Below are 24,359 nucleotides of genomic sequence, written 5' to 3' on the forward strand. Positions count from 1 at the left end.
CGGGAAGGTCATCGGCGCTCAGGATGCCATTTCATCGAAACCTCGGGAAAGCCAAGCCGCCGGCTCCATGCGCTCGTGCAGGACGCGGAGGACGACGGTCTCGGCCCGCCGCCCCGGAAGCGGCAGAACATAATAGACACAATGCGCCGCCGCATCACGCCGCCATGCGAGGCGACCGAGAGCCAGCATGCGCAGGCCGGGCGCAAGCGCGTCGCGCGGAACTGTCGTCAAAGCGAAGGGATCGTCGGCGAGGAGATCCAGGCTCTTCTGGATAAGGTCGGCATAGAGCCCGAACTGGTTCGGCCCGAAGCGATGCAGCGTTTCGGCGAGGATTTCGGCGATGTCCTCGTCTGCCAGTCGCGTGAGCCTCGGCCTCACCGCTCCCCGGCTCGCTGCCGCACATCGGCCGCGATCTCCGCGACCGTTCGGCTGGAGAACTCGTTCACCGCTGCGGCATCGAGCCCACGTTCGATTTCGCGCCGCAACGCCGCCGTCTGGCGTTGCGCCGCGCGCTCGCGGCGAAGCAGACGAAGAGCTTCGCCGACGACTTCGCTCGATGTGCGGTAGTCGCCCGCCGCGACGGCGGCGTCGATGAACTCGATCATGTCGTCGGAGAGATCCAAGCGCATCGTCGACATTTCGAACCTCCAGGTATCCGTCGAGAGTTTGGTCCAGACACCCGGCTTGTCAACGAAGGGCGACGCGCCTCAGCCCGCGCCGGTGATCGCCCGCGTCGCCTTGGTGAACCAGGAATCGCCGGTGGCCGCGCGCGGCTCCAGGCCCTTCGATTGCAGGAGGGCGTAGGAATCCTTGTACCACTGCGAATCGGGGAAGTTCTGGCCGAGCACCGAGGCGGAGGCCTGGGCTTCCTGCGTCAGCCCCATCGCGTAATAGGCCTCGGTCAGGCGCGACAGCGCCTCCTCGACATGGCGCGTCTGCGGATATTGGTCGACCACCGTCTTGAAGCGGTTGATGGCAGCCAGATATTCGCGGCGCTCCAGATAGTAGCGGCCGACCTGCATCTCCTTGCCGGCGAGCTGGTCGCGGGCGACGCGGATCTTGGACCGCGCGTCCTCGGCATATTCGGACTCAGGATAGCGGTCGACCACTTCCTGCATGGCGCCGACGGCGCGGGCCGTGTCGCGCTGGTCGCGCGTCACGTCCGGGATCTGCCGGAAATAGGACAGGCCCATGATATATTGGGCATAGGCCGCCTCGGACGTGCCGGGATAGGTCGCGAGATAGCGCTTGGACGAGGCGACGGCCGTGTCGTAGTCGCCGTTGCGATAGGCGGCGAAGGCCCGCATCACCAGAGCTTTGCGGGCCCATTCCGAATAGGGATACTGGCGGTCGATCGCCTCGAACTTCTTCGTCGCCTCCCCGAGGCGACCGCCGTCGAGATTGGCGAGGCCCTGGTTGTAGAGCTTGTCGGCGGGCTCCGTCTGGGCGGCGAGCGCCAACGGATCGACATCGTCCTTGCCGCCCCCGAACAGGCAACCCGAAAGCGACATCGCGCTCGCGAGGGTAAGGCCCGTACAAATGACGAGCCGAGCGGACGACGCCCGCATCACGACGCTGCGCATGGCTACGACTTCCCCCTGATCGTCCCCAGAATGGCCGCTGCGTTCTACCGAACGCGCCGGGCCCCCACAATGTTGAGAAAGCGTTTATGACGCCTTTTTTAAGGCGGTGGAGTCTTGCCGCCCCCGGCCGCAGCGTTATGCGCGCGCGATGCTTCGATCGACCGAAGTTCGCGCCGGTAAAGGACATACACCCTGAAGATGAAGCGAGGACATCCGGCGCGTGACGACCGGATCGGGACGCCGATGCCTTACCTGACGGGGCTATGACGAGCCTCGCGCGGAAATGTGATCACGACGCCGCGAGAATCACGATTCGCACGGGCCACCACCGGTCCGCGACGGGAGAATCAGAGCGTCTGCGGGCCGTAGGCCGGGGCCGCCACGGCCGCGATCAGCGGCGAGTGACGGACGATGTCGCGGCGGCGCGAGGGCAGCTCGATCATGTCATAGGCGGCGCCGTCGCGCAGCAGCGCCTGGAGCGCCAGCGCGTTCAGCTTATGGCCGCCGCGATAGGAACGGTAGCAGCCGAGGATCCGCGCCCCGGCGAGCGCCTGGTCGCCGATCGCGTCGAGCGCCTTGTGACGCACGAATTCGTCGGCATAGTGCAGGCCGTCCGGGTTGATCACGCGGCCGTCGTCGCCGATCACGACCGAGTTCTCCAGCGAGGAGCCGAGCGCGTGGCCGGAGGCCCAGAGCCGCTCGACATCCTTCATGAAGCCGAAGGTGCGGGCCCGGGAGACCTCGGACTTGAACAGGGTCGGCGTCAGCTCGGCCGAGAAGGTCTGGCGGCCGATCGCCTTGGCGGCGAAGTCGATCTCGATCTCGAAGCGCGTGCCGTAATGCGGCAGGAACTCCGCCCAGCCGGCGGCGGTCTCGACGCGAACCGGCTTCACGACGCGGATGTAGCGGCGCTTGGCCGCCTGACGCTCGATGCCGACGCGCTCGATCGCCGCCACGAAGGCCGCCGAGCAGCCGTCCATGATCGGCACTTCGCGGCCGTCGATCTCGACGATCACATTGTCGATGTTCATGGCGTAGAGGGCCGCCATCAGGTGCTCGACGGTGGAGACATGCGCACCGCTCGGATCGCCGATGATCGTGGCGAGATCGGTGGCCGGAGCATTGGAGGACAGGGCGGCGATCGCCTTGGTTCCGCCCGAAGCATCCTTGATATGGAACGTGACGCCGCAGTCGATGCCGGCGGGAACGAGATGGAGGGAGACCGGCTTTCCCGAGTGAACGCCGACACCCGAAAACTCGACCCGATCCCCGATCGTCTGCTGATAAATGATCACGTCTGGCAGTTCCTTACACCGAAACCGCATCCCAGCGGCGAGACTACTATCCGTCCGAGATGGCGTTTCGGCTTGCTGGCCTTCGGCGCCGGGAGGGGGCGCCGGAGGCACGATCCGTCATGCTTGTCCAACTGACAAAGTACGGGGGCGTTGCATTTCGGCCAAATCACGGATTCTAACCCCCTGTTACTGAGGGGTCTCGACTTCCAATGCTAAATCGACAGTTATTTCCAATAGTTAAAATGTTTGTCCCGCCATCTCGCGACGGCGGGACTGTGCCTCATCGGCAACGCGCTCGGATCAGTTCGACTGGCGGCGCAGGAAGGCCGGGATCTCCAGCTGCTCGTCGTCGCTCATCGGGCGCTGCGAGCTCTGGGGCCGCGACGGGGATTCGGCGGCCGGGCGGCGCGGCGCATAGGGGTTCGGCGCGACCTGACGGGCCGGCTGGCGCGTCTCGACGGCCTGCTGCGCCTCTTCCTGCTCGCGGCGCGACAGGCCGCGGGTGAGCTTGCCGAGCAGGCCGGAGACCGGACCCTTGTCCTCGGCGCCCGTCGGGGCGGGCTCGACCTGCGCGGTGCGCTGCGTCACCTCGGCCTGCACCATCGGCGGGAAGTCCTCGACGCGCGGCATGCGGGCCGGGGCGGCCGCCTCGCGACGCATGGCCGGCTGCGGCGCCGGGGCGGCGATGGTCGCCTGGGCGATCTCGGCCTCGAGCGCGGCGGTGAAGTCGTCCTCCATCGCGGCGGGCATCGCCGCCGGGGCGGCCGGCGCCGGCTGGGCGATGGCGGCCGGGGCCTCGTAGGCCGGCATCGGGGCCGGGCGCGGCGCGGGCGCCGGCTGAGCCATGGCGGGAGCCGGCTGGGCGGCGCCCGGGCGCTGCATCATCGGCGCATGGCGCACCTCGATCGGGCGCTCGGCGAGCTCCGTCGCGGTCTTGTCGATGCCAGTGGCGACGACGGAAACGCGGATGACGCCTTCGAGATTCTCGTCGAACGTGGCGCCGAGGATGATGTTGGCGTCCGAATCGACCTCCTCGCGGATGCGGGTCGCGGCCTCGTCGACCTCGAAGAGCGTCAGGTCACGCCCGCCGGTGATCGAGATGAGCAGGCCCTTGGCGCCCTTCATCGAGGTCTCGTCGAGCAGCGGATTGGCGATCGCCGCCTCGGCCGCCGCCATGGCGCGGCCGTCGCCCGACGCCTCGCCCGTGCCCATCATGGCCTTGCCCATCTCGCGCATCACCGAGCGCACGTCGGCGAAGTCGAGATTGATCAGGCCTTCCTTCACCATCAGGTCGGTGATGCAGGCGACACCCGAATAGAGCACCTGGTCGGCCATGCCGAAGGCGTCGGCGAAGGTGGTCTTGTCGTTGGCGATGCGGAAGAGGTTCTGGTTCGGAATGACGATCAGCGTGTCGACATTCTTCTGCAGGTCCTCAATGCCCTGGTCGGCGATGCGCATGCGGCGCTGACCTTCGAAATGGAAGGGCTTCGTCACGACGCCGACGGTGAGGATGCCCTTCTCGCGGGCGGCGCGGGCGACGACCGGCGCGGCGCCCGTGCCGGTGCCGCCGCCCATGCCGGCGGTGACGAAGCACATATGCGAGCCGAGCAGATGGTCGCAGATCTCGTCCAGCGATTCCTCGGCGGCGGCGCGGCCGACCTCGGGCTGCGAGCCGGCGCCGAGACCCTCGGTCACCGCGACGCCCATCTGGATGATGCGCTCGGCGCGCGAGGACCGCAGCGCCTGGGCGTCCGTGTTGGCGATGACGAATTCGACGCCCTCGAGGCCGGCATCGATCATGTTGTTGACGGCGTTGCAGCCGCCGCCGCCGACACCGAACACGGTGATGCGGGGCTTCAGCTCGGTGATGTCGGGCTTGGCGAGGCTGAGGGCCATTTCCTGTTCCTTTTTCGATCTCGGGCCGCAGCGCCGCGCCGGCCGTCTTTCGTTGGACTTCACTAAGGCGCGCGGCGCGCGCATGGCTGGATTCCGGGGGCTCGGCGCCCGTCAGAAGCTTCTTCGAAACCAGTTCCCGACCCGGCCGACGGGCGTGCGCTCGTCGAACACCATGTCGGCGGCCGAGAACCCTTCGGCGAAATGTTCCATGGTCGAGACCTGGGGATAGATCAGGAGACCGACCGAGGTGGCGAAGGCCGGGCTCTTGTTGGCGGTCGAGAGGCCGGCGACGCCGAGCGGGCGGCCGAGACGCACGTTCCGCTGCATCACCGAGCGCGCCGCGCCCTGGAGGCCGGCGAGCTGGCTCGCGCCGCCCGTCAGCACCACGCGCTTGCCGATCACATGGCCGAGGCCGGAGGCGGCGAGCCGGTCGCGGATCAGCTCGAAGGTCTCCTCGACGCGCGGCCGGATGATGCGGGCGACGAGCGAGCGCGCGACGTTGATCGGCGCGTCGGCCTCCTCGTCGCCGAGCGGCGCCACCTCGATCGTGTCGGAATCCTCCAGCATCTCGCTCATGGCCGAGCCGTGCATCACCTTCAGCCGCTCGGCATGTTCCGGGCGGATCGACAGGCCGCGCGCCAGATCCATCGTGATGTGATGGCCGCCAAGCGCGACGGAATCGGCATAGACGAAGCGGCCGTTCTGGAAGATGCCGATCGTGGTCGAGCCGCCGCCCATGTCGATGCAGGCCGAGCCCATCTCGGCCTCGTCGTCGACGAGCGTGGCGAGGCCCGAGGCGAAGGGCGTCGCGACGAAGGCCTCGACCACGAGCTGGGCGCGGTTGATCGCGGCTTCGAGATTGCGCAGCGGCGTTTCCTCCGCCGACAGGAGATGCACGTCGGCGCCGAGCACACGGCCGACCATGCCGACGGGATTTTCGAGATTGCCCTCGCCGTCGAGCGCCATGTCGAAGGGAACGGAATGGAGCAGCAGCCGGCCGCGATCGATCGGCGCGCGCGCCGCGCCGTTGAGGACGCGCTTCACGTCGCCGGCGGAGACCGCCTCGCCATCCACCTGCCGCTCGGCATGGCCGCGCAGGCTCTTGAGGCGGCCGGCGGTGACGGAGACGATCAGGGATTCGATGGTGAGACCCGCCATGCGCTCGGCCGCGTCGACGCAATAGCGGATCGACTTCTCCGCCGCCTCGAGATCGACCACGACGCCCGACTTGATGCCGCGCGAGCGCTGGTAGCCGATGCCCACCACCTCGACTTGATGGGTGCGGTTCGGCAGGACTTCGCTGTCGGCGCGCGGCTTCAGCTTGGCGATCAGGCAAGTGATCTTGGTGGTGCCGACATCCAGCACCGAGACGATGCGGGTGCGCCGGCCCGGCAGGGCGCGCATGCGCGGCAGCGCCTTGTTGCCGGTCTTGAAGGGATTGAGGCTCACGCCGGCTTCTCCTTCTTGCTGCGGGCGATCAGCTTGTCGCGCTCCTTCACGGCCGCATCCCGGCGCGTCACGGCCTCCGGCGTCAGCCGCACCGTCACGCGGTCGGCGATGCGCATGTCGACCACGGCGATATCGCGCGACAACAGGCCCATTTCCTTATCCATACGCACCACGTCCGCGGCAGCCTCGACGGCGCCCTCCTCCGGAAGGCGGACGGTGACGCCGTTGTCCAGACGCAGGTCCCAACGCCGGTCACCGACGCGAATGTAGGCCTTCACCCTTGCGCGAAGCTCGGGGACTTTCTCCAATCCATCAAGCAATTGGGCCGCCGCGACATCGGCGCCGGGGCCGACGACGAAGGGCAGGCTCTGAAAGCGATTGGCGAGATAGGGCATGATGTCGCGGCCCTGGCGATCGATCACCGCGAGCTCGCCGCCCTTCTGCCAGAGCGCGAAGGGCTTCTTCTCGACCAGCGAGATCGAGACGCGGTCGGGATAGGTCTTGGCGACGGCGGCCTTGTCGATCCAGGGCATCGCCTCCAGCGTGCGGCGCGCCGCCTCGACGTCGAGCGCCGGCAGGCTCTGCGCCCCGGTCGACCAGAGCGCCTGAAGCACGTCGATCTCGGAGGTCTCGGTATTGCCGGCGACATCGACCTTGTCGATCGAGAAACCGAGCGGCTGCGCGACGCTGTCGATCGCCCCCGTCGCGTGGCCGCCGATCGACATGCCGTAGAGCGTCGTGGAGCCGAGGACGACGGTCGCGAGCGTCGCGAAGTTCGGCAGGGGCGTGCGCGAGAGGATCTGGCCGAGCGCCGCGAGGCGCCGCCCGACATAGGAGAGGCGGAAGGCGCGCCGGCGGCCGAGCGAGCGCTCCATCACCGGCTCGGCGCGCTCGCCCCGGTTCAGCGCCGGCATGAGGCGTCCTCCACCATCCAGGTCAGAAGCTCGGGAAAGGAATGGCCGACGGCTCTGGCGATGTCGGGCACGAGCGAGGTCGGCGTCATCCCGGGCTGGGTGTTGATCTCCAGCCAGATCACCTCGCCGTTCTCGCCGCCGCGATCGTCGTAGCGGAAGTCGGATCGCGACACGCCCCGGCAGCCGACGGCGCGATGGGCGGCGAGCGCATAGTCCTGCACCTTGCGGGCGATGGAGGGCGGCAGCGGCGCCGGGATCTTATGGACCGAGCCGCCCGGCAGGTACTTGGAATCGTAGTCGTAGAAGGCGTGGCCCTCCGTCGCGATCTCGCAGACCGGCAGGGCGACGTCGCCCATCACCGCGCAGGTCAGCTCGCGCCCCGGAATGAAGCGCTCGACCAGCAGCATCTCGCCGAAGGTCCAGTCGGCGGCGTGGAGCTGCTGCGGCGGATGCGCCTGGTCCTCGCGCACGATGAGCACGCCGAAGCTCGATCCTTCCGCGATCGGCTTCACCACATAGGGCACCGGCATCGCGTGCTTCTCGGCGATGACGCGCCGCTCCAGCACCTTCGCCTCGGCGACGGGCACGCCGGCGGCCTTGGCGACGGTCTTCGCCTTCACCTTATTCATGGCGAGGGCGGAGGCGAGAACGCCGGAATGAGTGTAGGGAATCTCGAGATATTCAAGGATGCCCTGGATCGTGCCGTCCTCGCCGAAGGGACCGTGCAGCGCGTTGAACACCACGTCGGGCCGGAGCTGGCCGAGCACCTGTCCGACATCGCGATCGACATCGATCTTCGTGACGGTGAACCCGGCGGATTCTAGCGCCGCCGCGCAGGCATTGCCGGAGGAAAGGCTGACCGGCCTCTCGCTCGACCAACCGCCCATCAGAACCGCGACGTGCTTCGGCATTGCCAATGATCCTCGTGCCCCTCGGGGCCTTGAGGCCCATTGATGCGACCCGTTTGGTTAAGGTGTGGTTAACCGCCCTGGAACGGCGAAACGAAATCGAAAGGTCGTTCGCAAGGCGTTGGAAAGCGCGGCGTTTCGGACACAACGGCACCGGCCTGTCCAAAAGTTAATGAAACCAACCGGGACGCCGCCAGTTCTCTGAGCGCTCCGAGGCGAGCTCACAAAACAATTCGAACGCGGGACGCGACGCATGACGTGCTGGATACAGTTCGGCGACCTCCACGCGTGCGAAGGAGACGGCTGGGAGAGCCTCGAACTCTTCGCCCGGCTCGTCGAGGAGGCGAACCGGCTGCGTCCTGGGGCCGTCGATTTCGCCGTCCTGCCCGGCGACAACGCCAATCACGCTACGGAAGAGCAGTTCCACCGTATCGCCGCGGTGGCCGGCCGCCTCGCGCTGCCGCTGCATGTCCTGCCGGGCGACCACGACTTCGAAGCCGGCTCGCTCGACACCTTCCGCGCCCTCCTGGCGCCGGCGCCGCTGCCGCGCCTCGAGCACATCGCCGGGGCGCGCTGCCTCTTTCTCGACATCGTCTCGGCCGGCTCGGGCGGACCCGACTTCCGTCTCGGCGCGCGGCAGATGGCCTGGCTGCGCCGGCAGCTGGCGGAGGATCCGGGCGACGCCCCGACCCTCGTTTTCATGCACGCCTTCCCCTGCGATCTTACCGAAGGAGGCGATAGCGTGGCGCGGGCCTTCGCCGAGGCCGGGGTCGCCTATGTCGGCACCGGCCATACCCATTACAACGACCTTCTGAACGACGGCGCCGTGATCTACGGCGCGACGCGCTCCACCGGCGAGATCGAGGAGGCAGGCGGCGCCGGCTTCTCGCTTTCCGCGCTCGACGGCGACGTGTTGTCCTGGCGCTTCAAGGCCCTCGACGCGCCTTGGCCCTTCGTTCTCGTTACCTCGCCCGCCGACCACCGCCTCGCGACAGATATCCAGTCGCGGACCCAGATCCCGGAAGAAGGCTTCGAGGTGCGGGCCCGCGTCTTCGCGGCCGATCCGCCGCGCCATGTCGAGGCGCGGCTCGGCGACGCCCCGCCGCGACGGATGACGAGCGAGGACGGGCTGCGCTGGACCGCGCGCTTCGACGGGGTCGCCGATGGTCTGCACCGCCTCGCGGTGACGGCGATCGGCACCGATGGCCAAGCGGATACCGACCGGATCGAGGTGCTCGTCCGGCGCGGACGGGAGCGGCCGAAGCGACGGCCGATCGTCGCGCCCGGCCACGACGTCCATTCGGTCCGCGCCTGGCCGGAACATGGCATTCCCGGCGGCCAGCTCGGCCCGAACCGCAACGGAGGGAAATGGTGATGGCTCGATCCTCCGTGGCAGGCGATCATCGCAAGCCGCTCGAATGGCTGAACTTCTTCATGGCCGACATGCAGGCCGGCATCGGCCCGTTCCTCGGCATCTTCCTTCTCGCCCATGGCTGGCAATCCGGCTGGATCGGCACGGTGATGACGATCGGCGGCGTCGCCGGCATGCTGATGACCATTCCGGCCGGGGCGCTGATCGATGCCAGCGACCGCAAGCGCATCTTCGTCATCGTGCCGGGCATCTGCACGGTCGTCGCCTCCTGCCTGATCCTCGTCTCGCAGGAATTCTGGGTCGTCGCGGCCTCGCAGGTCGCGACCGCCATCGCCGGCGCCGCGATCATGCCGGCGGTCATCGCCATCACCCTCGGCATCGTGAAGCGCGAGGGATTCAGCGATCAGAACGGCCGCAACCAGGCCTTCAACCATGCCGGCAACATGGTGGGGGCCGGCCTGTCCGGGCTTCTCGGCTGGCAGTTCGGCTATGTCTGGATCTTCGTCCTCGCCGCCGCCTTCGGCCTCGCCTCCATCGCGACGGTCCTGCTGATCCCGCGCGAGGCGATCGACAACCAGGCGGCGCGCGGCATGAAGGAGGGCGGCAAGGACGACAAGGCGAGCGGCATCAAGACGCTGCTCGAATGCAAGCCGCTCCTCATCCTCGCCGCCTGCCTCGCCTTCTTCCATCTCGGCAACGGCGCGATGCTGCCGCTCTACGGCCTCGCCGTGACGGCCGCCAAGGGCGACGGCGGCGGCTCGCTCTTCGTCGCGAGCACGGTGGTCGTCGCCCAGGCGATCATGATCGGCACCGCGCTCCTCGCCATGCGCATGGGCGGCCGCAAGACCGGCGGCTACTGGCTGGTGATGCTGGTCTCCTTCATCGCCCTGCCGGTGCGCGGGCTGATCGCCGCCCATCTGATCAAGACCTGGGGCGTCTTCCCGGTGCAGATGCTGGACGGTATCGGCGCGGGCCTGCAGAGCGTCGCCGTGCCCGCCCTCGTCCAGCGCATTCTCGACGGCACGGGCCGCGTCAATGTCGGCCAGGGCGCGGTGATGACCGTCCAGGGCGTCGGCGCCTCCTTGAGCCCGGCGATCGGCGGCTGGCTGGCGCAGGATCTCGGCTATCCGACCGCCTTCACCATTCTCGGCGCCTTCGCCATCGGCTCGATCGTGCTCTGGACCGTCTTCGCCGGCACGATCCGGCAGGCGACGGGCGGCGCGGCGAAGCCGGCCGGGGCCGGCCCCGCGCCCGCCCCGGCCTGAAGGGTCAGGCGACGAAGGCCTGAACCTCGTGCCCCGGCGCGAAGCGACCGAGCCGCTTGATCTCCCAATGGAGAAGGATGCCGGAGGTCTCGTGGACGCGCCGGCGCACCGTCTCGCCGAGACGTTCGAGATCGTGGCCGGTCGCCGCGCCGGCATTGATCATGAAGTTGCAGTGCATCTCCGACATCAGCGCGTCGCCGATCCTGAAACCCCGGCAGCCGGCACGATCGATCTCCTTCCAGGCGGAGGTCCCGTCCGGGTTCTTGAAGGTCGAGCCGCCGGTCTTCTCGCGCACCGGCTGCACCGTCTCGCGATGGTGCTGCACCTCGTTCATCCGCGCGCGGATCTCGGCCGACTCGGCGGGCTCCCCTTCCATCAACGCCGAGGTGAAGATGAGGTCGGGCGCCGCCGAGGAATGGCGATAGGCATAGCCCATCGCCTCGACGGACAGAATGTGAAGCTCGCCGCGCCGGTCGATCGCCCGCACCTCGCGCACCCGCTGCCGCGTCTCGACGCCGTTGGCGCCGGCATTCATCCGCAGCGCGCCGCCGATCGAGCCCGGAATGCCGTGGAAGAAGTGAAAGCCGCCGAGCCCGGCGTCCAACGCCGCCGCCGCGACGCGCTTGTCGGGCGCCGAGGCGCCGGCGCGCAATTGCGTCGCACCGACGCGAACCACCTCGCCGAAGCCCTTGGCCGACAGGCGGATGACGACGCCTTCGAGGCCCCCGTCGCGCACGAGGAGGTTGGAGCCGATGCCGACACAGGTGACGGGAATCTCCTCCGGCAGCGCGCGAAGGAAGTTCGCCAGATCCTCCTCGTCGGCCGGCTGGAACAGGAGCTCGGCCGAGCCGCCGGCGCGGAACCAGGTGATCTTCGCCATGTCCGCATCGGGCGTCAGCCGGCCGCGAATCGCGCCGAGCCGGTCGCCCAGCGCAGCCAGAAGCGCCGCGCCGCTCATCGCGGATACTGGGCGTTCAGCGCCTCCAGCTCCTTCGGCAGCGCGTAGGCCCATTGGGTGATCGAGCCGGCGCCGAGGAAGACGACCATGTCGTTCGGCTCGGCGATGCGATGCACCAGCGGCGCGATCTCCGCCGGGCCGTCGACGAGGCGCGCGTCGCGATGGCCGCCGAGCTTCAGCCGCTCGACCAGCATTTCGGAATTGACGAACTCGATCGGCTCCTCGCCCGCCGCATAGACCGGGGCGAGCACCACCGTGTCCGCGTCGTTGAAGCAGGCGGCAAATTCCGGGAAGAGGCTCTGGAGGCGCGTGAAGCGGTGCGGCTGGACGACCGCGACGACCCGCCCCTTGGCCGAGGCCCGGGCCGCGGCCAGAACCGCGCGGATCTCCACCGGATGGTGGCCGTAATCGTCGTAGATGTCGATGCCGTTGACGGTGCCGGTATGGGTGAAGCGCCGCTTCACCCCGCCGAAGGACGCAAGGCCGCTGCGGATCGCCTCCACCGTCACGCCGATGCGATGGGCGACGGCGATCGCCGCCGTGGCGTTCGAGACGTTGTGCCGGCCCGGCATCGGCAGGACGAGGTCGCGCATCTCGGTCGTCGCCCCGGAGACGCGGTCGCGGATCACCACGTCGAAGGTCGAGCGCGGCCCGTCCATGCGCAGATTCTCGAAGCGCGCGTCGGACTGGATGTTCTCGCCATAGGTGATGATGCGGCGGTCCTCGATCTCGGCGACCAGCGTCTGCACTTCCGGGTGGTCGAGGCACATCACGGCGAAGCCGTAGAAGGGCACGTTCTCGACGAAGGCCTTGAAGGCGGCCCGCACCTTGTCGAAGGTGCCGTAATGGTCGAGATGCTCGGGATCGATATTGGTGACGATCGCCACGTCGGCCGGCAGGCGCAGGAAGGTGCCGTCGGACTCGTCCGCCTCGACCACCATCCAGTTGCCGCCGCCCATGCGGGCATTGGTGCCGTAGGCGTTGATGATGCCGCCGTTCACGACGGTCGGGTCGAGCCCGCCGGCATCGAGCAGCGTCGCCACCATTGAGGTGGTCGTCGTCTTGCCATGCGTGCCGCCGATGGCGACGGCTTGGCGGAAGCGCATCAGCTCGGCCAGCATCTCGGCGCGGCGCACGATCGGCAGGAGGCGCTCGCGCGCGGCGGCGAGTTCCGGGTTGGAGCGCTTGATCGCGGTCGAGACGACCACGACCTCGGCCTTGCCGAGATTTTCCGCCTTGTGGCCGATGAAGACCTCGACGCCCTTCTCGCGCAGCCGCTGCACATTGGCATTCTCGGCCGCGTCCGAGCCCTGCACCGTATAGCCGAGCGTCACCAGCACCTCGGCGATGCCGCTCATGCCGATGCCGCCGATGCCGATGAAATGCACCGGGCCGATATTGGGCGGCATTTTCATGAGGTTTCTCCGGCGTCTACTGTCTTTGCTCGCGTCACGCGGCCATAGACTCTACGAGATCGGCAAGCAACCGCGCGGCATCGGGAATGCCGGTGGAGCGGGCGGCGGCGGCCATCGCGCCGGCCTTCGCCGGATCGCCCGCCAGCTCCGCGATGAGGCTCGCCAGCCGCTGCGGCGTGAGGTCGGACTGGCGCGCGACGATCGCGCCGCCGGCCGCCTCGATCCGCGCGGCATTGGCCGCCTGATCGTGGTCGAGGGCGTAAGGGTAAGGCACGAGGATCGCAGGACGGCCGATCACGGCGATCTCCGACACGGTCGAGGCACCCGAGCGGCTGACGACGAGATGGGCCGCGCCGATCCGCGCCGCCATGTCGCCGAAGAAGGGCGAGACCTCCGCCGCGATCCCAGCGCCGCGATAGAAGTCGCGCACGGCCGCCTCGCCGTCGGCGCGGGCCTGCTGCGTCACGACGAGGCGGCGGCGCAGCTCTTCGGGCAGAAGGCGCACCGTCTCGGGCATCACGTCGGAAAAGAACTGCGCGCCCTGGCTGCCGCCGAAGACGACGAGGCGGAAGGGCTCGCCCGGTCCGCTCGGACGATAGGGCTGCGCCGCCGCCTCGATCACGGCAGGACGCACCGGATTGCCGGTCACGACCATCTTCACCGCGACGGCCGGCGCCGCGCCGTTCTGCGGAATGCCGGCGGCGATGGCGCGGACGCGCGGCGCGAGAAAGCGGTTGGCGCGGCCCATCACCGCGTTCTGCTCGTGGATCAGCGTCGGCCGCCCGGCCTGCACCGCCGCCATCATCGGCGGCACGGTCGGATAGCCGCCGAAGCCGACGACCACCGCCGGCCGCAGCTTGCGGATCGTCGCGCCCGCCTTGCGGAAGCCGGACCAGAGTGTCCAGAGCGAGGCGGCGATCCGGGCCGGATTCTTCGAGCCGAAGGTCGCCGAGGGGATGACATGCAGCGCCGCGACCGGAAAGCGGTCGGCAAAGCGACCCGCCCGCTCGTCGGTGGCGAGATGCACCTCGTGGCCGCGCGCCTTCAGCTCGTGCGCCAGCGCCTCGGCCGGGAAGAGATGGCCGCCGGTACCGCCGGCCGAAAGGAGGATCGGACCCGCCATGCGCTTCGCCTCAGGCTCCGCGCAGCACGAGCGTACGCGCCATCAATTCGGCCGTGCGCGAGGAATTCTCGGGCTTCCTGCGGGTGAGCGCCAGGATGAAGCCGGCGGAGATGGCGATGGCCGTCATGGAGGAGCCGCCATAGGAGATGAAGGGCAGCGTCATGCCCTTGGCCGGCATCAGCTGGAGGTTCACCGCCATGTTGATGATCGACTGGAGGCCGAAGAGGAGGACGAGGCCCGAGATCGCGAGGCGCGAGAAATAGTCGCGCTGCGCCAGCGCCACGGAGAGGCCGCGCACTACGATGAAGCAGAAGATCGAGGCGAGCGCCATGCAGGTGATGATGCCGAACTCCTCGGCGATCACCGAGAAGGCGAAGTCGGTATGGCTGTCGGGCAGGATGCGCTTCACCGTGCCCTCGCCCGGCCCCTGGCCGAACCAGCCGCCGCGCAGGATCGCCTGATAGGCGGTCTCCACCTGGAACGTGTCGCCCTCGCCCGTGGTGAAGCGGTCGATACGCGAGGCGACATGCGGGAAGACGAGATAGGCGGCGCAGAAGCCGCCGACGCCGAGACCGCCGAGCACGACGATCCAGAGCCAGGGCAGGCCGGCCATGAAGAAGAGACCGCCCCAGGTGCCGGCCGTCAGCATGGTCTGGCCGAGATCGGGCTGGGCGACGAGCAGCGAGCAGACGACGAGCAGCAGGATCATCGCGAAGAGATTGCCCGGAATCTCCTTCTTGCGCGCCCGCTCGGCGAAGAGCCAGGCGCAGATGACGACGAAGGCCGGCTTCATGAACTCGGAGGGCTGGATGGTCAGCGGGCCGAACTCGACCCAGCGCCGCGCGCCCTTCACTTCCATGCCGAAGAACAGCGCCAGCACCATGAGGACGAGCGAGGAGCCGAAGAGGAAGAGCGACAGGCGGCGGATGCCCCGCGCGCTCAGCATCGAGGTGCCGATCATCACCGTCATCGCCGGGATGAGGAACAGGGCGTGGCGCTTGACGAAGTGGAAGGGCTCGAGGCCGATCTTCTCCGCCACCGGCGGGCTCGCCGCGAAGGACAGGACGAAGCCGCCCACCATCAGACAGATGAAGGCGGCCAGGAACCAGCGGTCGATCGACCGCCACCAGTCCGCGACGATGCCCCGTTCCGCGCGCCCGGCCATGCCCTATCCCTTCGCGAAGATCTCGATACCGGCGAGCCGGCCGACCTCGGTCCGGAAGGCGTCGCCCCGGACCTCGAAATTGCGGAACTGATCGAAGCTGGCGCAGGCGGGCGACAGGAGGACGACCTCCTCCTCGCCCGTCGCTCCGGCCTCCTCTGCGGCGCGCGCCACGGCATTCGCCAGCGTGCCGGCGATCTCGAACGGCACCTTGTCGCCGAGCGTCGCGGCGAAGCCCGGCGCCGCCTCGCCGATCAGATAGGCCTTGGCGACGCGGCCGAAGAGCGGCTCCAGCGCCGCGATGCCGCCCGCCTTCGGCAGGCCGCCGGCAATCCAGTGGATGCGCTCGAAGGCCGAGAGCGCGGGCGCGGCCGCCTCGGCATTCGTCGCCTTGGAATCGTTGACGAAGAGCACCCGGCCCTGCCGGCCGATCTCTTCCATGCGGTGGGCGAGACCCGGAAAGGTCTTGAGGCCATGCTCGATCTCGGCTGCGGAGAGCCCGCTGGACGCCAGCGCCGCGACGGCGGCGGCGGCGTTCTGGCCATTGTGTCGGCCGCGCAGCGAGCCGATGCCGGCGAGCGGATAGACCGCCTCGCGCCCGTCGATCCGGGCGGTGACGCGGCCGTCCGCGAAGAACGCGCCGGCATCGAGCGCCGTCCGGTTCGAGATGCGCAGCACCCGCCGGCCCTCGGCTTCCAGCGCCTCGGCGATCGCCCGGCAATGGTCGTCGTCGATGCCGACGACGGCCGTGCCGGCCTTGGCGAGGAGCCGCGCCTTCACCGCCGCGTAATTCTCCATCGTGCCGTGCCGGTCGAGATGGTCGGGCGTGAGGTTCAGGAGGATCGCGACGGAGGGCTCGATCGTCGGTGCGAGATCGATCTGATAGGAGGAGCACTCCACGACATAGAAGCGCTCCGGCGCCGGCGGCGCCAGCGTCAGGACGGCCGTGCCGATATTGCCGCCGAGCTGCGTGTCGCGCCCGGCCGCCCGCAGGCAATGGGCGATCAGCGCCGTCGTGGTCGACTTGCCGTTGGTGCCGGTGATCGCGACGAAGGCGGAGGTCGGAGCTGTCGCCCGGCGCTCGCGCCCGAAGAGCTCGACATCGCCGATCACCTCCGCGCCGGCGGCGCGGGCGAGATCGACGGTCCAATGGGGCTTCGGATGGGTCAGCGGCACGCCGGGCGACAGGACGAGCGCGCGCGTGCCCCGCCAGTCGAAGCCGCGCAGATCCGCCGTCGGAATGCCGGCCTCGCGGGCCGCCGCGACGCTCGCCGGATTGTCGTCGAAGGCGGTGACGTCCGCGCCGCCCGCGACGAGCGCTTCCGCCGTCGCCCGGCCGGAGCCGCCGAGGCCGAAGAGCGCGACCTTCTCGCCCTTGAGAGTGGTGACCGGGATCATCGCAGCTTCAGCGTCGACAGGCCGATGAAGGCGAGGATGAAGGCGATGATCCAGAAGCGCACCACGACCTGGCTCTCGGTCCAGCCGAGCTTCTCGAAATGGTGGTGGATAGGCGCCATCAGGAAGACGCGCTTGCCGGTGAGCTTGAATGAGCCGACCTGGATGATCACCGACAGCGCCTCGATGACGAAGAGGCCGCCGATGATGGCGAGCACCAGCTCATGCTTGGTGGCGACGGCGATGGTGCCGACCATGCCGCCGAGGGCGAGCGAGCCGGTATCGCCCATGAAGATCGCGGCCGGCGGGGCGTTGAACCAGAGGAAGCCGAGCCCCGCGCCGATGACGGCGCCGCAGACGACGGCGAGTTCACCCGTGCCGGCGACGTAATGGATCTGGAGATAGTTGGCGAACTGGATGTTGCCGGCGAGATAGGAGATGAGGCCGAAGGCGGCCGCCGCGATCATGATCGGCACGATGGCGAGGCCGTCGAGACCGTCGGTGAGGTTCACCGCGTTGCCCGAGCCGACGACGACGAAGCCGGCGACGACGATGTAGAACAGGCCGAGATCGAGAAGCAGCGACTTCACGAAGGGAAAGGCGAGCGAGGTGGCGAAGCTGCCCGTTCCGGCATGGACGATCAGCCCGGTCGCGGCCAGGGCGATGACGAATTCGAGCGCGAGGCGTGCCTTGCCGGAGAAGCCGAGATGGCTCTGCTTCGTCACCTTCAGATAGTCGTCGTAGAAGCCGATCGCGCCGAAGCCGACGGTGACGAGCAGCACCGCCCAGACATAGATATTGGTCAGCTCCGCCCAGAGCAGGATCGAGACGAGAAGGCCGGTCAGGATCATCAGGCCGCCCATCGTGGGCGTGCCGGCCTTCTTGAAATGGGTCTGCGGGCCGTCGGCGCGGATCGGCTGGCCCTTGCCCTGGCGGATGCGCAGCGCGGCGATCGTCGCCGGCCCGAACAGGAACACCACGATGAACGAGGTGATCATCGCGCTGGCGGTGCGGAAGGTGATGTAGCGGAAGACGTTGAACGCCGCGACGTCGCTGGCGAACTGGCCGAGAAAGGCGAGCATGGGTCAGCGGCCCCGCGCTGGCGCGGCGCCGGCAGGCCGGGCGGCCGGTCCCGAGGGGGCGGCGATGATGCGGTCCACGATTTTCGACAATCCCATGCTGTTCGACGCCTTCACCATCACGACGTCGCCGCTGCGAATCTGCCCGAGAAGGCTTGCTTCAAGCTCGCCGGCCGATTCGTGCCATTCGCAGGCGATGCGCCCGTCCAGCGCGTCGTCCAGCGCCTTCATCGCCTCGCCCAGCATGAAGACCTTATCGGCCCGCGCCCCTTCCAGCGGCTCGGCGAGCCCGGCATGGAGTTCGCGCGTCTGGTCGCCGAGTTCCAGCATGTCGCCGAGAATGGCGATGCGCCGGCCGCCCTCGCCGGTCGGCGTCGCGCCGAGCACGGCGATCGCGGCGCGCATCGAGGTCGGATTGGCGTTGTAGCTCTCGTCGAGAAGTTCGACCTCGCCGCCGCCCGGCCAGGCGATCCGATGCTTCTCGCCGCGCCCCTTGCCGACGCGCCAGCCGGACAGAGCCGCCGCCGTCGCCGGCAGGCTGGCGCCGAAGAGCGCGGCGCAGCCGAGCACCGCCGTCAGATTCTGCGCGATATGGCGACCGGGCGAGGACAGCCCGACATCGAGCATCGTGCCCTCGACGGCGGCGCGCATGTGCGCGCCCTCGGCGAGCGGCTGGAACTCGACCAGCCGATAATCCGCTTCAGGATGCTCGCCGAAGGTCTTGATCCGGCTGACCCCGGCGGCCTTCGCCATTCCAGCCAGCGCCGGGGCGAAGGGATCGTCGGCATTGACGAGGGCCGTGCCGCCCTCGACCACGCCCTCGAAGATCTCGCCCTTGGCGGCGGCGATCTCGTCGAGGCTGGCGAAATGGCCGAGATGGGCGGGTGCGATCAGCGTCACCATCGCCACATGCGGGCGCACCAGCTTCACCAGCGGCCGGATCTCGTCCGGGTGGTTCATGCCGATCTCGAAGACGCCGAAGCGAGCCTCGGCCGGCAGGCGCGCGAGGCTGAGCGGCACGCCCCAATGATTGTTGAAGGAGGCGGCCGAGGCATGGACCGGGCCGGATGCCTCCAGCGCGTGGCGCAGCGCCTCCTTGGTGGTGGTCTTGCCGACGCTGCCGGTCACCGCGACGATCTGCGCCTTCGAGCGGGCCCGGGCGGCCATGGCGAGGCGCCCCAGCGCCGCCAGCACGTCGTCCACCACGATGAACGGGCTCTGCATCTTGCCGAGCGCCGGCAGCTTGCGCTCGCTCACCACCAGCACCGAGGCCCCGGCGGCCCCGGCGGCGGTGAGATAGCTATGGCCGTCCACCCGGTCGCCCTTGATGGCGAAGAAGGCCTCGCCCGGCCGGAGTGAGCGCGTGTCGATCGAGAGGCCCGTGATGCCGGCCGGCATGGCGCCATGCGCCCGCCCGCCCAGCGCCTCGATCAGCGCGTCGATCTCCCACAGCCATTCGGTCATCGGCCAAGCTCCGTGATCGCGGCGCGAACCTCTTCATGGTCGCTGAAAGGATGGGTCACGCCGGCGATCGTCTGGCCATGCTCGTGGCCCTTGCCGGCGACGACGACGGTGTCGCCCGTCCTCGCCTCGCCGAGCGCGGCGCGGATCGCCGCGCGGCGGTCGCCGATCTCGGTCGCGCCGGGCGCGGCGGCGAGGATCTCGGCGCGGATCGTCGCCGGGACCTCGGAGCGGGGATTGTCGTCGGTGACGATGACGAGATCGGCGAGCCGCGTCGCGATCTCGCCCATGATCGGCCGCTTGCCCTTGTCGCGGTCGCCGCCGCAGCCGAAGACCACGATGACGCGGCCCGTCGTGAAGGGCCGGACGGAGGCAAGGACGTTCTCAAGGGCTTCCGGCTTGTGCGCGTAATCGACGAAGACGGGCGCGCCGCCCTGCGTGGTGCCGGCGAGATCGAGCCGGCCCGGCGCGCCTTCGAGGCTCTCCAGGGCTTCGAGGGCGATGTCGGGATCGACGCCGGTGGCGATGGCGAGACCCGCCGCGACGAGCGCGTTCGCCATCTGGAACTCGCCGGCAAGCGGCAGCACGACGCGATAGAGCCGGCCGCCATGGTCGATCTCGGCGATCTGCCGGCTGCGCTCGTGTTCGAGCCGCTTCAGCGACAGGAAGGTGCCCTTGCGCCCGACGGTGAGAAGATCGGCGCCGGAATGGAGCGCGACGGCCGTGGCGCGGTCGGACCAGACATCGTCCGCGAAGATCACCGCCGGCGCGCCCTTCGGCAGAAGCGTGTCGAAGAGCCGCATCTTGGCGGCGAAATAGCTTTCCATGTCGGGATGGTAGTCGAGATGGTCGCGGCCGAGATTGATGAAGGCGGCGGCGGCGAGCTTCACCCCATCCAGACGGCGCTGGTCGAGCCCGTGGCTGGAGGCTTCCATCGCGACATGGCTGACGCCCTCGCCCGCGAGTTCGGCGAGGAGCCGCGCCAGCGCGATCGGATCCGGCGTCGTCAGGGAGCCGTAATCGTTGCGCGTCGGCGAGACGACGCCGACCGTGCCGATCGAGGCGGCCTTCTCGCCGGCGCTCGTCCAGATCTGGCGGGTGAAGGCGGCGATCGAGGTCTTGCCGGCCGTGCCGGTGACGGCGGTGATCGTGCCGGGCTGCGCCCCGTGGAAGCGCGCCGCCATCAGCGCGAGCGCGTGGCGCGGATCGTCGGCGAGGAGCAGCGGCAGGCGCGTCGACGGCGCGGCGCTCCGGGCGGCCAGCACCGCGACGGCGCCCTTCTCTTCCGCCTCGGCGAGAAAGGCGGTGCCATCGGTCTTCACGCCGCTGAGAGCGGCGAAGAGATGGCCGGCCTCGATCCGGCGACTGTCCGAGGCGAGCCCCGTCACCTCGTCGAATCGACCTTCGCCGCCGCTCGCAAGCCCTTCGGCCAGTTCGGAAATCTTCATTTCCCGCGCCCCGCCCCTCGTGGATGGGCCGGCGCTTCCGGCCGGCTCGTCGGGCTCGTTCTGACGCCTCAGTAGGACACGAGCAAGGAATTTCCTTGTTCCTTGAAGACCGGCTTCACCTTCAGAAGCGCGGCCGAGCGGCGGATGATGGCGCCGGCTGTCGGCGCCGCGTTGGCGGCGGCCTGGGCGTTGCTCTTGCCCTCTTCCACCTGCGGCTCGTCGATCACGACGAGAACGACATAGCGGGGCGCGTCGATCGGAAAGGAGGCGAGATAGGCGTTGAACTTCTTGTTGCCGCTATAGCGCCCGTTCACCACCTTCTCGGCCGTGCCGGTCTTGCCGCCGACGCGATAGCCGCTGACCTGCGCCGAGCGGCCGGAGCCGCGCTCGCCGTTGAGGTCGTAGAGATAGCGCATCTCGTCGCTGACCCGCTTCGAGACGACCTGCTTCTTCAGCTTGTCGGCCTCCTCCTTCGTGCGCGGCAGGAAGGTCGGCGGGATGAGATAGCCGCCATTCATCAGCGCGACGGCGCCGACCGCCGTCTGGAGCGGCGTCGTCGCGACGCCGTGGCCATAGGCGATGGTCATGGAATTGATCTTCTTCCAGACCTTCGGCTGCGTCGGCGTCGCCACTTCCGGCAGTTCGGTCTTCATGCGCGACAGGATGCCGAGCCGCGTCAGGAAGGCCTGATGGCCCTCGACGCCGACGATGTCCGCCTCGTGCGCCGAGCCGACATTCGAGGAATACTGGAAGATCTCCGGCACGCTGAGCGGCCGGTGCTTGGAGTGGAACTCCTTGATGGTGAAGCCCTGGACGTAGAAGGGATTGGTGTTGAAGACGTCCGTGATCTTCACCTTGCCGGAATCCAGCGCCATCGCGGTGGTGAAGCTCTTGAAGGTCGAGCCCATCTCGAAGACGCCGGCCGACATGCGGTTGAGGTTCTCCTTCTTCAGGGCCTCCGCCGGCTCGTTCGGATTGTAGTCGGGCAGCGAGGCCATCGCCAGCACCTCGCCCGTCTCGACGTCGAGGATCACGCCGCCGGCCGCCAGCGCCTTGTAGCGCACCATCGCGGCGGCCAGCTCGTCGCGCATGATGTGCTGGACCCGCAGATCGATCGACAGCTTGACCGGCTCCAGCTCGCTCTTGCCGGCAAGGCCGAGATTCTGGATGTCGCGCAGGCCCTGGTCGTCGATATATTTCTCCATGCCGGCAATGCCCTGATTGTCGACATTCACCGCGCCGATGATGTGCGAGGCGGTGTTGCCGCCCGGATAGAAGCGGCGCTTCTCCGTGCGGAAGCCGATGCCGGGGATGCCGAGCTCAAAGATCTGCTGCTGCTGCTTCGGCGTCAGCTCGCGCTTCAGCCAGACGAAGCCGGCGCCGCTGGCGAGCTTGGTGCGCAATTGCCGGGCGTTGAGATCCGGCAGCACGCCGGTGAGAAGCTCCGTCGCCTCGTCCGGGTCGAGGATGCGGCGCGGCTCGGCGAAGAGCGAGGCGGTCTTGATGTCGGTCGCCAGCACCTCGCCGTTGCGGTCCACGAGATCCGGCCGGTCGGCCACGACCTGCGCGAAGCCGTGATAGCCGCCCCCATCCGAGGGCTTGGCGCCCCACCAGACCAGCCGGCCGCCGATGATCGCGTAGATCGAGCAGAAGGCGACCATCGCGATCTTGAAGCGGACACGGTTGCCGCTCACCGGCTCGCGGCGGACGAAGGGCGCCTCGGCCTCGGTCCGGGCGCGCTTGCGGAAGGGCGGAAAGGGAAGCGTCGGCAGCGGCATCGTCAGCGCACCTTGGTCTTCGAGCTGTCGGCGAGCTTGGGCGAGGAGGCCGCCGGCTCCGGCGCCGCCTGGACGGGCGGCAGCGGCAGTTCCTCGGCCTCGACGATCTGCTGCGGCTGGATCGGCTCCAGGCCGAGATCGCTCTTATAGGCGTCGGCGAGGCGCTGGAGGCGGTCCGGCTGGTTGAGGAGGCTCCAGTCGGCGTCGAGCAGCGCGATGGTCTCGCGCTCGAGCTGCGCCTTGCGGTCGAGGGCCGCGACCTGCGCCTCGATCGCCTCGGCCTCGTACTTCACCTTGAAGGTCCAGGCCGCGCCGGTGATCATCGCGGCGATCAGGATCGCGTCGATCGTCTTCAGCATGTCTCAGGCTCCGGCGGCGGGCAGGTCGGCGACGAGGGGAAGATCGGCGAAGTCGAGGGCCTCGGCCTCGCCGCGCGGCGGCACGGCCGTCCGCTTGCCGGAGCGGAGCTTGGCCGAGCGGGCGCGCGGATTGCCGGCGGTCTCCTCGTCCCGCGCCGCGACGGCGCGGTTCCGCGCCTCGAAGGTCAGCGGGCGCGCGGGCGCGTCCGGCAGATGGCGGGAGGTCGAGGGCGCCTCCGAGCGATCGCGAAAGAAGCGCTTCACGATGCGGTCCTCCAGCGAATGGAAGGACACGACCACCAGCCGGCCTTCCGGCTTCAGGATGCGTTCGGCGCCGGCGAGCGCGCGGGCGAGCTCGCCGAGCTCGTCGTTCACGAAGATGCGCAGCGCCTGGAAGACGCGCGTCGCCGGATCGATCCGATCCTGCGGCGCCCGGCCGACCACCTTGCCGACGAGCTGCGCCAGATCGAGCGTGCGCGCGAAGGGCCGCTCGGCGCGGCGCGTCTCGATCGCGCGGGCGATCCGCCCGGCATGACGCTCCTCGCCGAGGAAATTGAAGATCCGCGCGAGGTCGCCCGCCTTCATGCGGTTCACGACATCGGCCGCCGTCGGCCCCGAGGCCCCCATGCGCATGTCGAGCGGCCCGTCCTTCGAGAAGGAGAAGCCGCGCTCGGCCTCGTCGATCTGCATGGAGGAGACGCCGATATCGAGGACGACGCCGTCGACCCCCTCGTCCGCCAGCGGCGGCAGGAGATCGGCCATGTCGCCGAAGCGGCCATGGACCGCCCGCATCCGCCCCTCGAAGACGGCGGCCATGCGCTCGGCATTGGCGAAGGCGTTCGGATCGCGATCGATCGCGACGACGTCGGCGCCGCGCCCGAGGATCGCGCGCGTGTAGCCGCCGGCCCCGAACGTGCCGTCGACGATCGTCTCGCCCGCCTTCGGCCGCAGTGCGTCGAGCACTTCGGCGAGCAGCACCGGAATGTGGGAAACCGGTCCGCCATCGGTCGCGGCGTCAGCCGTGCCGTGGTCCCCCATCATTCCGGCGCCGTCCCGGAAGGAGCCGCGCGACGCAGGGCAAGGAGCCGCTCCCGCGCCTTCGCGCGATGCGCCTCGAAGCGCGACGGCTCCCAAAGCTGAAAGAAGTGATTGCGTCCGACGAAGGCGACGCGGTCGGTGATGCCGGTATGGGACCGGATGAAATCCGTCACCGCGATGCGCCCCTCCGGGTCGACCTTCAGGAAGGCCCCGTCGCCATAGGCGAAGAGCGACATGTCGGCATGGACCTCGCCGAACGGGTCCTCCGCCGCCATGCGCGCCTCGTAACGCTCCAACAGATCCGTTCCGCCGACGTCGATCGCCGGCTCGCCGAGCGACTGCATGCCGTAGAACTCCCGAAACCCGCGCGCCGCGAGAACCTGCCGAAAGGCCGAAGGAATGGAGACCCGCCCCTTCGCGTCGATGCGGTGGACCGAATTGGAAAGAAAACGCTCCATCCG

General features: G+C 69.0%; 22 protein-coding genes. 2 read left to right on the forward strand and 20 right to left on the reverse strand.

Annotated elements, in window-relative coordinates; translation table 11 throughout:
* Positions 1-18 precede the first annotated feature (18 nt).
* The 8 genes from IEY14_RS04390 to IEY14_RS04425 form a co-directional block, all read right to left on the reverse strand.
* Positions 19-378 carry a type II toxin-antitoxin system RelE/ParE family toxin gene (locus IEY14_RS04390; RefSeq protein WP_188906959.1) on the reverse strand — a complete coding sequence of 120 codons (360 nt, stop codon included), beginning with the start codon at positions 376-378 and terminating at the stop codon, positions 19-21.
* The gene (locus IEY14_RS04395) at positions 375-638 is read right to left on the reverse strand and encodes a type II toxin-antitoxin system ParD family antitoxin (RefSeq protein ID WP_210318267.1); all 264 of its coding nucleotides are present in this window, start codon (positions 636-638) and stop codon (positions 375-377) included. The genes IEY14_RS04390 and IEY14_RS04395 overlap by 4 nt, the downstream gene beginning before the upstream one ends.
* A 69-nt stretch (positions 639-707) precedes the next feature.
* On the reverse strand, positions 708-1,568 hold the full coding sequence (locus IEY14_RS04400) for an outer membrane protein assembly factor BamD (RefSeq protein ID WP_188907387.1): 861 nt from the start codon (positions 1,566-1,568) through the stop codon (positions 708-710).
* 362 nt (positions 1,569-1,930) lie between these two features.
* Complete coding sequence (lpxC, locus tag IEY14_RS04405) at positions 1,931-2,878, reverse strand: UDP-3-O-acyl-N-acetylglucosamine deacetylase (RefSeq protein WP_244639285.1); 948 nt, start codon at positions 2,876-2,878, stop codon at positions 1,931-1,933.
* 300 nt (positions 2,879-3,178) lie between these two features.
* Complete coding sequence (ftsZ, locus tag IEY14_RS04410; RefSeq protein ID WP_188906961.1) at positions 3,179-4,774, reverse strand: cell division protein FtsZ; 1,596 nt, start codon at positions 4,772-4,774, stop codon at positions 3,179-3,181.
* A 111-nt stretch (positions 4,775-4,885) separates the two neighbouring features.
* Positions 4,886-6,178 carry a cell division protein FtsA gene (gene ftsA, locus IEY14_RS04415; RefSeq protein ID WP_188907388.1) on the reverse strand — a complete coding sequence of 431 codons (1,293 nt, stop codon included), beginning with the start codon at positions 6,176-6,178 and terminating at the stop codon, positions 4,886-4,888.
* 41 nt (positions 6,179-6,219) lie between these two features.
* A complete protein-coding gene (locus IEY14_RS04420) occupies positions 6,220-7,137 on the reverse strand; it encodes a cell division protein FtsQ/DivIB (RefSeq protein WP_244639286.1) in 918 nt (305 codons plus the stop codon).
* Complete coding sequence (locus IEY14_RS04425) at positions 7,125-8,048, reverse strand: D-alanine--D-alanine ligase (RefSeq protein ID WP_188906962.1); 924 nt, start codon at positions 8,046-8,048, stop codon at positions 7,125-7,127. Before IEY14_RS04425 ends, IEY14_RS04420 begins: the two co-directional genes overlap by 13 nt.
* A 250-nt stretch (positions 8,049-8,298) precedes the next feature.
* Here IEY14_RS04425 and IEY14_RS04430 point away from each other — a divergent pair, with 250 nt between their 5' ends.
* Both IEY14_RS04430 and IEY14_RS04435 read left to right on the forward strand, forming a co-directional pair.
* Positions 8,299-9,420, forward strand: coding sequence for a metallophosphoesterase family protein (locus IEY14_RS04430; RefSeq protein WP_188906963.1), 1,122 nt, complete (start codon positions 8,299-8,301; stop codon positions 9,418-9,420).
* Complete coding sequence (locus IEY14_RS04435) at positions 9,420-10,682, forward strand: MFS transporter (protein ID WP_188906964.1); 1,263 nt, start codon at positions 9,420-9,422, stop codon at positions 10,680-10,682. The genes IEY14_RS04430 and IEY14_RS04435 overlap by 1 nt, the downstream gene beginning before the upstream one ends.
* Positions 10,683-10,686: 4 nt before the next feature.
* Here the strand turns inward: IEY14_RS04435 and murB are convergent, their stop codons facing one another.
* From murB to mraZ, 12 genes are all read right to left on the reverse strand, one after another.
* On the reverse strand, positions 10,687-11,640 hold the full coding sequence (gene murB, locus IEY14_RS04440) for a UDP-N-acetylmuramate dehydrogenase (RefSeq protein ID WP_188906965.1): 954 nt from the start codon (positions 11,638-11,640) through the stop codon (positions 10,687-10,689).
* Complete coding sequence (murC, locus tag IEY14_RS04445; RefSeq protein ID WP_188906966.1) at positions 11,637-13,055, reverse strand: UDP-N-acetylmuramate--L-alanine ligase; 1,419 nt, start codon at positions 13,053-13,055, stop codon at positions 11,637-11,639. The genes murB and murC overlap by 4 nt, the downstream gene beginning before the upstream one ends.
* A gap of 34 nt (positions 13,056-13,089) precedes the next feature.
* Positions 13,090-14,178, reverse strand: coding sequence for an undecaprenyldiphospho-muramoylpentapeptide beta-N-acetylglucosaminyltransferase (gene murG, locus IEY14_RS04450; protein ID WP_188906967.1), 1,089 nt, complete (start codon positions 14,176-14,178; stop codon positions 13,090-13,092).
* 10 nt (positions 14,179-14,188) lie between these two features.
* Positions 14,189-15,343, reverse strand: coding sequence for a putative lipid II flippase FtsW (gene ftsW / locus IEY14_RS04455; protein WP_188906968.1), 1,155 nt, complete (start codon positions 15,341-15,343; stop codon positions 14,189-14,191).
* 3 nt (positions 15,344-15,346) lie between these two features.
* The gene (gene murD / locus IEY14_RS04460; protein WP_188906969.1) at positions 15,347-16,738 is read right to left on the reverse strand and encodes a UDP-N-acetylmuramoyl-L-alanine--D-glutamate ligase; all 1,392 of its coding nucleotides are present in this window, start codon (positions 16,736-16,738) and stop codon (positions 15,347-15,349) included.
* Positions 16,735-17,817: a phospho-N-acetylmuramoyl-pentapeptide-transferase gene (mraY, locus tag IEY14_RS04465; RefSeq protein ID WP_188906970.1), complete on the reverse strand. Its 1,083-nt coding sequence runs from the start codon at positions 17,815-17,817 to the stop codon at positions 16,735-16,737. Before mraY ends, murD begins: the two co-directional genes overlap by 4 nt.
* Positions 17,818-17,820: 3 nt before the next feature.
* Positions 17,821-19,278, reverse strand: a complete 1,458-nt coding sequence (locus IEY14_RS04470) for a UDP-N-acetylmuramoylalanyl-D-glutamyl-2,6-diaminopimelate--D-alanyl-D-alanine ligase (protein ID WP_188906971.1) — start codon at positions 19,276-19,278, stop codon at positions 17,821-17,823.
* Entirely contained in the window at positions 19,275-20,723 is a 1,449-nt protein-coding gene (locus IEY14_RS04475) for a UDP-N-acetylmuramoyl-L-alanyl-D-glutamate--2,6-diaminopimelate ligase (RefSeq protein WP_188906972.1), read from the reverse strand. The genes IEY14_RS04470 and IEY14_RS04475 overlap by 4 nt, the downstream gene beginning before the upstream one ends.
* Positions 20,724-20,791: 68 nt before the next feature.
* Positions 20,792-22,501 carry a peptidoglycan D,D-transpeptidase FtsI family protein gene (locus IEY14_RS04480; RefSeq protein ID WP_188906973.1) on the reverse strand — a complete coding sequence of 570 codons (1,710 nt, stop codon included), beginning with the start codon at positions 22,499-22,501 and terminating at the stop codon, positions 20,792-20,794.
* Positions 22,502-22,503: 2 nt separating this feature from the next.
* Positions 22,504-22,860, reverse strand: a complete 357-nt coding sequence (ftsL, locus tag IEY14_RS04485; protein ID WP_188906974.1) for a cell division protein FtsL — start codon at positions 22,858-22,860, stop codon at positions 22,504-22,506.
* Between the two features lie 3 nt (positions 22,861-22,863).
* Positions 22,864-23,901, reverse strand: a complete 1,038-nt coding sequence (gene rsmH / locus IEY14_RS04490; protein WP_188906975.1) for a 16S rRNA (cytosine(1402)-N(4))-methyltransferase RsmH — start codon at positions 23,899-23,901, stop codon at positions 22,864-22,866.
* The gene (mraZ, locus tag IEY14_RS04495) at positions 23,898-24,356 is read right to left on the reverse strand and encodes a division/cell wall cluster transcriptional repressor MraZ (RefSeq protein ID WP_188906976.1); all 459 of its coding nucleotides are present in this window, start codon (positions 24,354-24,356) and stop codon (positions 23,898-23,900) included. Before mraZ ends, rsmH begins: the two co-directional genes overlap by 4 nt.
* Positions 24,357-24,359 lie beyond the last annotated feature (3 nt).

This window comes from Aureimonas endophytica (assembly GCF_014642635.1).
GTDB classification, from domain to species: domain Bacteria; phylum Pseudomonadota; class Alphaproteobacteria; order Rhizobiales; family Rhizobiaceae; genus Plantimonas; species Plantimonas endophytica.